Source organism: Mycobacterium sp. IS-1496, assembly GCF_001499995.1.
In the GTDB taxonomy this organism is placed as follows: domain Bacteria; phylum Actinomycetota; class Actinomycetes; order Mycobacteriales; family Mycobacteriaceae; genus Mycobacterium.
The window spans coordinates 74,935-86,448 of sequence record NZ_LQIU01000014.1 but is presented as its reverse complement, the minus strand read 5'-3'; the positions used below and the strand labels follow the sequence as shown (position 1 = coordinate 86,448).

14 protein-coding genes are annotated in these 11,514 nt (G+C 70.3%); 7 read left to right on the top strand and 7 right to left on the bottom strand.

Translation table 11 applies throughout. From position 1 onward, the window contains the following. Nucleotides 1–215 (top strand): IS30 family transposase (locus tag AU195_RS25175; RefSeq protein ID WP_172800464.1); only part of this gene is annotated, 215 nt, incomplete at its 5' end. Between the two features lie 46 nt (nucleotides 216–261). On the opposite strand, the gene AU195_RS10150 is transcribed toward AU195_RS25175, so the two are convergent. After that, nucleotides 262–1,431 (bottom strand): flavin-containing monooxygenase, encoded by a 1,170-nt coding sequence (locus AU195_RS10150; RefSeq protein ID WP_286149208.1) that lies wholly within the window; start codon nucleotides 1,429–1,431, stop codon nucleotides 262–264. Nucleotides 1,432–1,510: 79 nt separating this feature from the next. On the opposite strand from AU195_RS10150, the gene AU195_RS25680 reads away from it, so the two are divergent. Next, nucleotides 1,511–1,657 carry a hypothetical protein gene (locus tag AU195_RS25680; RefSeq protein ID WP_157531097.1) on the top strand — a complete coding sequence of 49 codons (147 nt, stop codon included), beginning with the start codon at nucleotides 1,511–1,513 and terminating at the stop codon, nucleotides 1,655–1,657. Nucleotides 1,658–1,666: 9 nt separating this feature from the next. Here the strand turns inward: AU195_RS25680 and AU195_RS10145 are convergent, their stop codons facing one another. Further along, a complete protein-coding gene (locus AU195_RS10145; protein WP_059158937.1) occupies nucleotides 1,667–2,395 on the bottom strand; it encodes a hemerythrin domain-containing protein in 729 nt (242 codons plus the stop codon). A 195-nt stretch (nucleotides 2,396–2,590) separates the two neighbouring features. Here AU195_RS10145 and AU195_RS10140 point away from each other — a divergent pair, with 195 nt between their 5' ends. Continuing rightward, nucleotides 2,591–3,502 (top strand): manganese catalase, encoded by a 912-nt coding sequence (locus AU195_RS10140; protein WP_059158936.1) that lies wholly within the window; start codon nucleotides 2,591–2,593, stop codon nucleotides 3,500–3,502. A 40-nt stretch (nucleotides 3,503–3,542) separates the two neighbouring features. Then, entirely contained in the window at nucleotides 3,543–4,988 is a 1,446-nt protein-coding gene (locus AU195_RS10135) for a protein adenylyltransferase SelO (RefSeq protein WP_082703023.1), read from the top strand. Between the two features lie 3 nt (nucleotides 4,989–4,991). Here the strand turns inward: AU195_RS10135 and AU195_RS10130 are convergent, their stop codons facing one another. The 4 genes from AU195_RS10130 to AU195_RS10115 form a co-directional block, all read right to left on the bottom strand. Further along, nucleotides 4,992–5,510, bottom strand: a complete 519-nt coding sequence (locus AU195_RS10130; protein ID WP_059158934.1) for a hypothetical protein — start codon at nucleotides 5,508–5,510, stop codon at nucleotides 4,992–4,994. Between the two features lie 70 nt (nucleotides 5,511–5,580). Further along, nucleotides 5,581–6,507 (bottom strand): HpcH/HpaI aldolase/citrate lyase family protein, encoded by a 927-nt coding sequence (locus tag AU195_RS10125; protein WP_157531096.1) that lies wholly within the window; start codon nucleotides 6,505–6,507, stop codon nucleotides 5,581–5,583. Between the two features lie 48 nt (nucleotides 6,508–6,555). Beyond that, nucleotides 6,556–6,810 (bottom strand): hypothetical protein, encoded by a 255-nt coding sequence (locus tag AU195_RS10120; protein WP_059158933.1) that lies wholly within the window; start codon nucleotides 6,808–6,810, stop codon nucleotides 6,556–6,558. Between the two features lie 54 nt (nucleotides 6,811–6,864). Beyond that, the gene (locus tag AU195_RS10115; RefSeq protein ID WP_172800534.1) at nucleotides 6,865–7,476 is read right to left on the bottom strand and encodes a TetR/AcrR family transcriptional regulator; all 612 of its coding nucleotides are present in this window, start codon (nucleotides 7,474–7,476) and stop codon (nucleotides 6,865–6,867) included. A gap of 133 nt (nucleotides 7,477–7,609) precedes the next feature. Here AU195_RS10115 and AU195_RS10110 point away from each other — a divergent pair, with 133 nt between their 5' ends. Beyond that, entirely contained in the window at nucleotides 7,610–8,713 is a 1,104-nt protein-coding gene (locus tag AU195_RS10110) for a DmpA family aminopeptidase (protein ID WP_059158931.1), read from the top strand. Further along, nucleotides 8,710–10,119 (top strand): APC family permease, encoded by a 1,410-nt coding sequence (locus AU195_RS10105; RefSeq protein ID WP_059158930.1) that lies wholly within the window; start codon nucleotides 8,710–8,712, stop codon nucleotides 10,117–10,119. The genes AU195_RS10110 and AU195_RS10105 overlap by 4 nt, the downstream gene beginning before the upstream one ends. A 1-nt stretch (nucleotide 10,120) precedes the next feature. Here the strand turns inward: AU195_RS10105 and AU195_RS10100 are convergent, their stop codons facing one another. Further along, nucleotides 10,121–10,774, bottom strand: a complete 654-nt coding sequence (locus AU195_RS10100) for a TetR/AcrR family transcriptional regulator (RefSeq protein ID WP_059158929.1) — start codon at nucleotides 10,772–10,774, stop codon at nucleotides 10,121–10,123. Between the two features lie 45 nt (nucleotides 10,775–10,819). On the opposite strand from AU195_RS10100, the gene AU195_RS10095 reads away from it, so the two are divergent. After that, nucleotides 10,820–11,491 carry a hypothetical protein gene (locus AU195_RS10095; protein WP_286149207.1) on the top strand — a complete coding sequence of 224 codons (672 nt, stop codon included), beginning with the start codon at nucleotides 10,820–10,822 and terminating at the stop codon, nucleotides 11,489–11,491. Nucleotides 11,492–11,514: the final 23 nt, after the last annotated feature.

Genomic DNA, 11,514 nt, shown 5'->3' with positions numbered 1-11,514 from the left:
CCCCGTGGCAACGCGGCACCAACGAAAACACCAATGGACTGCTGCGTCAGTACTTTGCCAAAGGCACTGATCTCTCGATATTTCCGGCCGACTACCTCGACTACGTCGCAACCAAGCTCAACAACCGACCCCGCAAGACCCTCGGCTGGAAAACACCCGCCGAAACACTCGACGCGCTACTGTGCGACCCACTCAATCCACCCGCTGTTGCATAGACGCCTTGAACCCAAGAGCGAATCATCGGACACGAGCTCACGTTCGTCATCTGAGCGCCCGGACGAACCCTGCGACGTCCTCGGCGACCGGCCCGGACTGCACGCGAAACGACTGCAGCGGACCGATCAACGGTTCCTCGTAGCCGGCGAACCACAGGCCGGGCACCGCGGCAGGCAGGTTGTTGACCACGGGTGCGCCGTCGTCGTCGAGCACGTCCAGATGCCCGACGAGCGGTTCGAGCCCGTGCCGGTATCCGGTGGCGCCGATGACCACGTCGGGGCGGACGGTCTGCCCGTCGGCGAGCACCACGGCATCCGCCTCGAACGATTCGACCGCGGCGACCACCTCGATGCGGCCCGACTTGATCTGCGGCACCAGCTCGTCGCCCAGGGTGGGGATGCTGCCGTCGTCGAGCAGGGCGCGGTAGATGCCGCGGCGCGGGGCCGGCAGACCGGCCGACGTGAGGTCCCCGAACCAGAGCCGGCTCACCAGCGCAGCGGCCTGATCGACCACCGGTACCGGCAGGCGGCGCAACGCCACACTGAACGCGTCGACCGGGATGCCGCCGGCGGACCGCGGCACGAGGTGCGGTGGTTCCCGCACAGCCAGCCGCACCCGGGCGGCCACCCCGTCGCTGAGCTGCAGCGCGATGTCGGTGGCCGAGTTGCCCGATCCGACGACCAGCACGTCGCGGCAGGCGAACGGCCAGGGATTGCGGTAGTCCGCCGAATGCAGCACGTCGCGGGTGTAGCCGTCCATCCCGGGCCACGCGGGCAGTGCCGGGGTGTGATAGTTCCCGGTCGCCACGACGACGGCGTCGGCGGTGTACGCGTCACCGTCGGTGGTGATCAGCCACCGGTCCTCGTCGCGGTCGATGCGGGTGACCGTGACGCCGAGAGCCAACGGAATCCGTTGGCGCCGTACGTAACTGTCGAAGTAGTCGACCATGTCGTCACGTTTGGGCCAGCGGCCGTACCGGCGCGGGATCGGCTGACCGGGCAGATGCGACCAGTACCCGCAGGTGTTGAGCCGGAACCCCTCGTATCGGTCACGCCACGTGGACGCCGGTGCGCAGGCACGGTCGAGCACCAGCGGTTCGATGTGCTGTTCGTGCAGGAGTTGGCGGGCGATCGCCAGCCCGCACGGACCCGCGCCCACGACGACGACCCGGTGATGGTGTTGCGCGGTGGTGGACATCCCCGTCTGTGTTCCCACCGAGCGGTTCCGCCAAGCCGGTTTCCGGTGTGATGTGCCGGGTAGTTCTGTGGTCTACCCGACCCTCGAGGAGGATTCGATGAGCTCACCGGAGCCGACGCCAGACGACGCCCAGCAGGCGGGGATCGCCGAAGGGCAGGTGCCGAGCGCCAGTCCCGGATACTCGACGCCTCCGCCCGAGGGCATCCGCGATGCGGAGGATCAGGGCGACGCGGCGCCCGAGTAGACCCGCACCTCACCCGTCGCCGGCGGTGCGCGGCGAACGGGTGCTCGGATCCTCCCCGCGGGTCAGCGGCGGCACATGCTCGACCAGGCCCGCGACCTTCGCGAGTCCGGCGCTCGCCGTGGCCATCGCGCTGCGGGGCCGGCCCGACGAACGGCGCGCACCGCGGTCGAGGTGGTCGCGGGCGCGGTCGAGGAACGTCAGCGGCGCGGCGGCCCCCACGTTGCCCGGTGGCCGCCGCGCCACGACGGGGTGCGGACGCGTCGGCGCCGTCCGCCGCACGGCCTCCCAGGCCCAGCCCAGCCGGATCAACGTGCGGTGGTCGACGGCGTCCTGAAGCATCGGCAGCAGGCGGTCCTCTTCGTCCCGAACGTCTTCGCGCAGAAGCGATTCGATGCGCTTCCACAGTTCCCAGTGTCGCGGCTCCTGGACGGGGTGCTGCTCCAGTTCGGTGAACAGTTCGTTGATCTCCTGGTGTTCTCGCTCGATCTCCAGGGTCAGCGGTTCACCGCCGGGCACCATCTTGCGGATCGCGGGCCACAGCACGGACTCCTCGGCGAACGCGTGCGGAAACACCAACCGGCACAGTTCGGTCAGGTAGTCCTGCCGTTCGTCGCCGGTGCTCGCGTCGGCCCGGTGAAGCAACCGGTCGAGTTCGATGTGGTCACGCTTCTGACGGGTCAGGATGCTGTAGGGCCCGCCGAGCTGTGCGAGGTTCTGATGGGCCAGCGATCTCGTCATGTGTGTTCCTCTCCGGTGGCCGAGGCTGTGCCCCGCCTGGACGGCTTCAAACCCCGCCCTAGGAAGGCGAATTCGGACGGCGGCGCGCCGTTTGCGTCGCACACTCCCGGGTACCGCCTCCCCTGCCGTACAGGAACGTGCGGCGGTCGGGGTGGCCGATTGGTCGGCCGCTAACGCTCACATGCTGGAGAACTGATGTTCCGTCATACCGATTACATGCAATTCGACGTCAAACCCGAGAAGCCGGACCCGGTCTACGCGCGCAAACTCCAGGAACTGCTCGGCGGGGCCTTCGGCGAGATGACCGTCACCATGCAGTACCTCATGCAGGGCTGGAACTGTCGCATGAAGGGTAAGTACAAAGACCTGATCATGGACATCGCCACCGAGGAGATCGGTCACGTCGAGATGATCGCGACGATGATCGCGCGCCTGCTCGAGAGCGCTCCGGCCACCGACGCCACCGAGAACGCGCTCGGCGATCCGGTGGTGGCCGCCGTGATGGGCGGAATGGACCCGCAGCAAGCCATCATCTCCGGTGGTGCGCCGACGCTGTCGGACAGCCAGGGTTCGCCGTGGAACGGCAAATTCATTGTGGCGTCGGGGAATCTGCTCGCCGACTTCCACGCCAACGTGGCCGCCGAGGCGCAGGGCCGGGTGCAGACCGCGCGGCTGTGGCACATGACCGACGATCCGGGCGTCAAGGCGATGCTCAAGTTCAACCTGGCCCGCGACACCTACCACCAGAACATGTGGCTGGCGGCGATCGAGGAGTTGCAGGCCGACGGGTTGGAGGGCGTCGTGGCACCGAACGATCTGTTCGACGAGGAGTTCGAGGAGCACGCGAGCACGCTGTGGCACCTGTCCGACGGGGCGGACGCCGACAAGGGGCGGTGGGCCAACGGTCCGCTGCCGGACGGCCGCCACACCGGCAAGTTCCTCGCCGATCCGCAGCCGCTCGGTGACCGCCAGTCCGGTCCGCCGCCGGATCCGAAGCTCTACGTCACCTACGACGGTGCGATGGGCGAGCCGCGCACGCCGTCGTTCGGCACCGAGAAAGGTGTGATGGGCAAGCTCAAGGACGCGATCGACCCGGACAAGACGTAACCGGCCGCTCCGTAGTCTGGATGAGGTGAGTGCTTCACCTGTGACGAACCTCAGCCTGGACGACCGCTTCGCGCGGGAACTACCGGAGATGGCGGTCCGCTGGAAGGCCGAAGAGGCACCGGATCCGCGGCTGCTCGTCCTCAACGAGCAGCTGGCGGCCGGCCTCGGTCTCGACGCCGACTGGTTGCGCACCCCCGACGGGGTGCGACTGCTGGTCGGCAACTCGGTCCCCCGCGGCGCCACTCCGGTGGCCCAGGCCTACTCCGGCCACCAGTTCGGCGGGTTCGCCCCGCGTCTGGGCGACGGCCGGGCGCTGCTGCTCGGTGAGCTCGTCGACGGCGACGGCCTGAGGCGCGATCTGCACCTCAAGGGCTCCGGGCACACCCCGTTCGCCCGCGCCGGTGACGGGTTGGCCGCCGTCGGCCCGATGCTGCGCGAGTTCATCGTCAGCGAGGCCATGCATGCCCTCGGCATCCCGACCACCCGCTCACTGGCCGTGGTGGCGACGGGACGTCCGGTGCAGCGCGAGACCGTACTCGACGGCGCCGTGCTGAGCCGGGTCGCGAGCAGCCATCTGCGCGTCGGCAGTTTCCAGTACGCCGCCGCGACCGGGAACACGGACCTGGTGCGCCGGCTCGCCGAACACGCCATCGCCCGGCACCACCCGCGGGCTGCGGCGGCGGAGAACCCCTATCTGGCGTTGTTCGAGGCGGTGGTCTCGGCCCAGGCGCGGTTGATCGCCCGCTGGATGCTCGTGGGCTTCGTGCACGGGGTGATGAACACCGACAACATGACGATCTCGGGCGAGACGATCGACTACGGGCCGTGCGCGTTCATGGACGTCTACGACCCCGAGACGGTGTTCAGCTCCATCGACATGTGGGGCCGCTACGCCTACGGCAACCAGCCGTCGATCGCGGCGTGGAACCTGGCCCGCTTCGCCGAGACGCTGCTGCCGTTCTTCGACGACGATCTCGACCGGGCGGTGACGGTGGCGGAGACCGCGCTCGGCGCCTTCGCCCGGCAGTACGAAGACGCGCTGTCGGCCGGCATGCGGGACAAGCTCGGTGTGGCCGGAGCCGACGAGACGGCGGTCGCGCCGCTCCTCGACGAGCTGCCGACACTGCTGCAGGACAACCACATCGACTACACGTCGTTCTTCCGGGCGCTCGGTCGCGCCGCGCGCGGTGACACCGAGCCCGCGCGGGGACTGTTCGTCGACCTCGCCGGCTTCGACGCATGGCTCACCGGCTGGCGGGCCTTGAACCCCGACGGTGACGCGATGGACCGGGTGAACCCCGTGTACATCCCGCGCAACCACCTCGTCGAGGAAGCGCTGACCGCGGCCACCGCGGGTGACCTGACGCCGTTCGGCCGGTTGCTGGACGCGGTGACCGGGCCGTTCGTCGAACGGCCCGGTCTGCAGCGCTATGCGGAACCGGCTCCCGAGGCTTTCGGGAGGTACCGCACCTTCTGCGGGACCTGAGAACTACGGCGTGCTGGCGCAGCCGACGCCCGGGATGCACCCGGTCGCGCCGCCCGGACCCGCTGTACCCGCGGGACCACCGGGGATCGCGCCCGTCGCACCGGCAGGACCGGCCGCACCGGCGGGCCCACCCGGAATCGCGCCCGCGGCCCCTTGCGGACCGGCCACACCACCGGGACCACCGGGGATGGCGCCGGCAGCGCCCTGCGGACCGGCCACACCACCCGGACCACCGGGGATGGCGCCCGCGGCGCCCTGCGGACCGGCCACACCACCCGGAACACCCGGGACGCCGGGTGGCGGCGGGACGAAGACGCCGGGCGCCGGCGGCGGCGGTGGCGGTACGGCGCCGCAGCCGGTGCCGTAGGGATCGACGCAGCCGGGCGGACCGCCGGCCGAGTAGGTGACGGTGGTGCTGCTCATCGGGGCAGCGACAGCGAAGATCGCCGGCACAGCGGCGATGGCGAGTGCGGAGGCGCCGGCAACGAGGACCGGCGTGACTTTCATGCGTTCGACCAGCATGTCGGCGGCTGTACCACCACCGGCCGTGATCTAAACGTAATCTTCGACCCTTTTGCTCAGCGGCGGGAAGTCAGTAGTGGTAGGTGTCCGACGGCGCGGGCATGTGCACGGGCTCGTCCTCGAACTCGGTGGCCTCGATGCCGTAGGCGCGGGCCAGGTCGAGGATCTTGTTAGCCCGCGCGATCCGCGGAAGGTCGGACCCGTTGCGGATCTCTCCGCCGTCCCGTTCGAACTCCGCGAAGAACTCCTTCGCCCACGCGATCTCGTCGTGGGAGGGCGAGAGCCCCTCGTTGACCACGGAGCACTGTTCGGGGCTCAGGCAGATCTTGCCGGTCATCCCGAACTCCGCGGACACCGCCGTCGCCTCGATGAGCCGCAGCGCGCTCGAGCCGATCGTCGGCCCGTCTATCGCGCTGGGCAGGTGGGCGGCCTTGGCCGCGATGGTGAACCGGGAGCGGGCGTAGGCCAGGGTGGCCGGATTGTCGCCGAACCCGGTGTCGCGGCGGAAGTCCCCGATGCCGAACGCCAGCCTGAAGGTGCCCTTCGCCGCGGCGATCTCGGTGATGCGCTCCAGCCCGCGGGCGGTCTCCACCAGCGCGACGATCGGCACGCCGGGCAGACGTTTGGCGGTTTCGGTCACATGATCGACCGATTCGGCCATCGCCAGCATCACCCCGCCGACGGAGCTGCCCGCCAGCGCGTCGAGGTCGTCGGCCCACCACGGCGTGCCGAACCCGTTGACCCGGACCCAGTCCGCGTTTCCCGCGCCCAGCCAGCGCACGACGTTGTCGCGGGCGGTCACCTTGTCCTTGGGCGCCACGGCGTCTTCGATGTCGAGCACGACGATGTCGGCGCGGGAGCGGGCCGCGGCGTCGAACCGGTCGCCATGTGCGCCGTTGACCAGCAGCCAGCTGCGCGCGAGCACCGGATCGATGCGTGTTCCGATCTCGTCGGGGTCGTGGGAGTCGAAGGACACCTCGTCATACACGCCCCTCATGGTCGCCCAGCCGGTCCGGGCGCGGTGCACCAGGGGCGTGAAGTCCGGTCAGACGGTGCCGGCCATCGGTGCCGGGGGCGGTGGCGGCGGAGGCGGCGGCACGGGCAGGCACAGTCCGGTGTTGGTGTCGAGCGCGCGCCCGGGGAGGCAGAACGGCGCACACCCGTTGGTGACGCCCGTCTCGCCCGGCAGGCAGGCGGAGCCGACGGCGGGTGAGACGAGGGTCGTGACGGCGACCGGCGCCGCGGTGAACGCGGCCACCGAGAGCGCCGCGACGAGCAGCCGTCGCACGGGATGCGTCATGGGTCGACTGTAGGCGCGCGCCGGCCGGGCCGCGGCGGCTTCGGACAGACGGCGTCAGACGGTCTCGGGCAGGCGTGCCCCGGTGGCGAGTTCGGCGTACTGACGCATCAACCGCAGCGCCGTCTCCCGGCTCATCTTCGGATCGCGGGCGACGATGCGGTAGCCGAGGTAGTCCTCCATCGCCATCAACGTCATCGCGACGTCCTGGGCCGGCGAGCCGAGACGGAACACCCCGTCGCGCTCACCGTCGGTGAGGATGCGGGCGTACAGACCGACCTGCCGGTGGTAGATCTCCTGCACGTCGCGGCGTTGGTCGAGTTCGAACCCGGCGGCCAGCACGGCCCGCCAGATCGACCGCCATTCTGCGTCTTCGGGACCGGTCGGCAAGCCGGCGGCGATGGTCCGGGCCAACTGCTCGGCCGCGTCCGGCGTCCGTTCGACCACCGCGAGGCGGTCGTCGTAGAACCGGGCGTCGGACCGCAGGGCCAGCTCGGCGAGCAGCTGGTCCATCTCCTTGAAGTAGTACCGGACCGCATTGGCGGTCAGTCCGAGTTCGGCGGCCACGTCCGCGATCCGCAACGTCGCGAGGTCGTGCCGCTCGATCAGCGCGATCGCGGCGTCGAGGATCTCCTCCCGCCGTTCCGCCTGCCTGTTGGGCCGTGGCACCGTCTGGGGCTCCTTCCGCGATGGCGACCGCCCGATTGTCACCCGGATCCCCGTTCCTCTTGCGCATCGGGCGTCGCGGCCCCATTATTTTCCATCAAGGAAAAGAACTCCATGCCCACTCCGCGGAGGCCCCATGCGCACGCGCGACCTCGGCGTCGTGATCGGTGAACACCCCACCGGTCCGCACAACGCCATCACCGACGTGGCCGGCGTCCGGGTCGGGCACACCACGCTCCGGCAGGACGGCCCACCGGCGGTGCACACCGGCGTGACGGTGGTGGTCCCGCATGACGACATCTGGAGCGAGCCGGTCTTCGCCGGTGCGCACCGGCTCAACGGCAGCGGTGAGATGACCGGCCTGGAGTGGATCCGCGAATCGGGCGAACTGACCTCGGCGATCGGGCTGACCAACACCCACAGCGTCGGTGTGGTCCGCGACGCGCTGGTCGACGAGCAGGTCCGCGCCCGCGGCGACGGCCTCTACTGGTCGCTGCCCGTGGTGGGCGAGACCTACGACGGCGTCCTCAACGACATCAACGGCCACCACGTGCGCGCCGAGCACGTCCACTCCGCGCTGGCCGCGGCCCAGAGCGGCCCGGTCGCCGAGGGCAACGTCGGCGGCGGCACGGGCATGATCTGTCACGAGTTCAAGGGCGGCATCGGCACGTCCTCGCGCGTCACCGACACCGCCGCGGGCCGCTACACCGTCGGGGTGCTGGTCCAGGCCAACCACGGCCGCCGTGAGCGGTTCCGGGTCAACGGCGTACCGGTCGGCGAGCTCATCGGCCCCGACGCCGTCCCGCTTCCCGACGTGCCCGCGCCGTACGAACGGGGCTCGGGTTCGATCATCGTGATCGTCGCGACCGACGCGCCGCTGCTGCCGCACCAGTGCACCCGGCTCGCGCAGCGCGCCGCGCTCGGCGTGGCCCGCGTCGGCGGCACCGGCGAACAGTACAGCGGCGACCTGATGCTGGCCTTCTCGACCGGTAACCGCGGGATCCCGCCGTATTCCTGGGACGAGGACACCGCCACCGACCGTCCCGAGATCGACCTGCGGATGGTCGCACCCCAGCTGATGACGCGGCTGTTCGACCTCACCGTCGAGGCCACCGAAGAGGCGATCGTGAACGCCGTCGTCGCCGCCACCACCGTCACCGGGCGCGCCGGACGCACCGCGCACGCCCTCGACCACACCCTGTTCCGCCAGGCGCTGAGCCACACCCGGGAGGTCCGATGAGCACCGACGTCACACCCACCGCCGAGCATGAACGGCTCAGAGGACGGCTCGGCCCGGTCGCGGTCGTGTTCATGGTCGTCGCGGCCGCCGCGCCGCTGACCGTGATCGGCGGCAACATGCCGCTGGCGATCGGGCTGGGCAACGGCGCGGGCGCCCCGGTCGGATTCGTCATCGCCGCGCTGGTGCTGCTCATGTTCAGCGTCGGCTTCGTGGCGATGACGCCGTTCGTCCCGGAGGCGGGCGCGTTCTTCTCCTACGTCACGCTCGGCCTCGGGCGACGGCCGGGCACCGGCATCGCGGCGGTCGCGCTGATCGCCTACACCGCCATCCAGGTGGGTATCTACGGCTACATCGGCTGGGCGATCGGCGACACCGTCCGGTTCTACGGCGGGCCCGAGATCCCGTGGCCGGTCTACGCCTTCGCCACGCTGGCCATCGTCGCGGTGCTGGGGTACCGGCACATCGACCTGAGCGCGAAGGTCCTCGGCGTCGCGCTGGCGTGCGAGATCGGCATCGTCGTGGTGCTCGATCTGGTCATCGTCGCCGATCCCGGCCCGGCCGGCCTGACCGTCGCCTCGTTCGCCCCAAACACCTTCACCAACGGCGCGATCGGGATCGCGGTGCTGTTCGCGCTGACCGGGTTCATCGGCTTCGAGGCCACCGCGGTGTTCCGCGACGAGGCCCGCGATCCGGAGCGCACCATCCCGCGCGCGACGTACGCCGCGGTGCTCATCATCGGCGGGTTCTACGCGCTGACCTGCTGGGCGTTCGTCGTGGCGATCGGACCGGACCAGGTCACCGAGGTGGCACAGCGCACGCTCGACGGTGAGGGCAACATGCTGCTCGACACCACCGACGACAAGCTCGGGCGCATCGGCCGCGACATCGTCAACGTGCTGCTGCTGACGAGCCTGTTCGCCTGCGTGCTGTCCTTCCACAACGTCATCTCCCGATACCAGTTCGCACTCGCCGGCAAGGGCCTGATGCCGCGGCGCCTCGCCGGTGTGCACGCCCGCCACCGGTCACCGGCGTTCTCGTCCATCGTGCAGACGATCACCGCCGCGGTGATCGTCGGCGTGCTCGCGGCACTGGGCGTCGATCCGCTCGTCGGCGTCTTCGGCTCGATGGCCGGGGTCGCCACCGTCGGGATGGTGCTGTTGATGCTCACCACCTCCGTGGCCGTGCTCGTCTACTTCGCCAGGCACCGCGACGACGCGGGTGGCAGGCTGTGGCAGACCCGCATCGCACCGGCCCTCGCCTGCGCCGGGCTGGTGGCCAGCATGTGGTTGGTGCTCAGCAACTTCACCCTGGTGACCGGTGGCAGCGCGACGTTGAGCGCGGTGCTGGCGGCGATCCCGTTCGCCGGTCTGCTGCTCGGCGCCGTCCTCGCGCCGCGACGGCGCTGACTCAGTCGGGGTCGGGGCGCGCGCATCCACGCCAGACCGTGTCCAGCAGGTGGGTCAGCGCGTCCTCGTCGAGCGGCGGCATACCGAACACCAGGCGGTAGTAGGCCGGGGAGAACAACGCGTCGACGGTGACGTCGACGTCGAGGTCGGGCCGCAGTTCGCCCGCGGCGACGCCGTCGAGCAGGACGGCGGTCACCGCGGCGCGGCGCGGCAGCAGCCACTGGTCGAGCAGCGCGGTGGCGACCTCGCCGTTCGACCCTGCCGCCGCGATGACCCGACGAAAGAGCGGGCCGGTGGTCGCGTCGGCGAGGATGCCGTTGAGTGCGCGCACCTGATGGTCGAGCGCACCCCTGGTGCCGCTGCCGGTCGGCGGGACGATGGACCCCCGCATCGACGCCAGCAGACCGTCGAGCACGATCGCCGCGGCCGACGGCCACCACTTGTAGATGGTGGTGCGGCTCACGGCCGCGCGCTTGGCGATCGCGTCGATGCTGACGGCTCCGGTCCCGCCGGCAAGGGCGAGATCCGTGGCGGCCCGCAACACCGCGGCGCGCAGTTCGACATTGCGCGGGCGCCCCCGGCGTGGGGGCTCCGCTGCGATGTTTGCGAGCTCCGTCGGCACCCGTGTACCGTCTTTTGTGGACACTCTGTTCACTATATTCTCAGGTTTCGAAATCGATTGGGGCTTCGGCAGATATCCATGCGCAGCATGTTCACCAACTCGTCGGTCTTCGCGAGCAGGTCGGTATTCGTCGGAACGACCATCGGCGCGGCGGTGCTCGCCATCGGACTCAGCGGCTGCACACCCACCGATTCGCCCCCGGCCCCGTCGGCGCCGGATCTGCCCACCTCCGCATCGAGTGAGTCGACCGCGCCGACCTCGGCGCCGAAGGAGAACAGCTCGGCCGTCGTCGACTACTCCCGCCTGCTCATCGAGCCGACCGACATCAACAGTGAGTTCGACACCTTCGTCACCCGGTCGACCGTCCCCAACCGCCGCGGCGGCAAGGGCGTCTCGGCCCTGTTCGTCAACGAGTCCGACACGCGGGCGATCGGCGTGACGATCACCGTCCTGCCCGACGAGGCCGCCGCGCGGGCCGCGCTTGACGCGAGCCTGCAGTCCATCGGGGCCACCGTCACCGGCGGGGAGCCGGCGCCTGCGCCGGTCGGCACCGGCGGCACCGTGGTGGCAGGCACCTCGCCCGACGGCGCCAAGGACGTCACCACCCTGCTCTTCACCGAGGGTCCCGCGGTGGCACGGTTGGAATTCCAGAGCGCGCCTGGAGATCCCACCCCGCCCGACGTCGTCACCGACATTGGCATCAAGCAGGACATCGCGCTGCGGGCAGGGCTGCCCAGCGTCACGGGCTGAATCGCCTCATACGCCGGTGACAA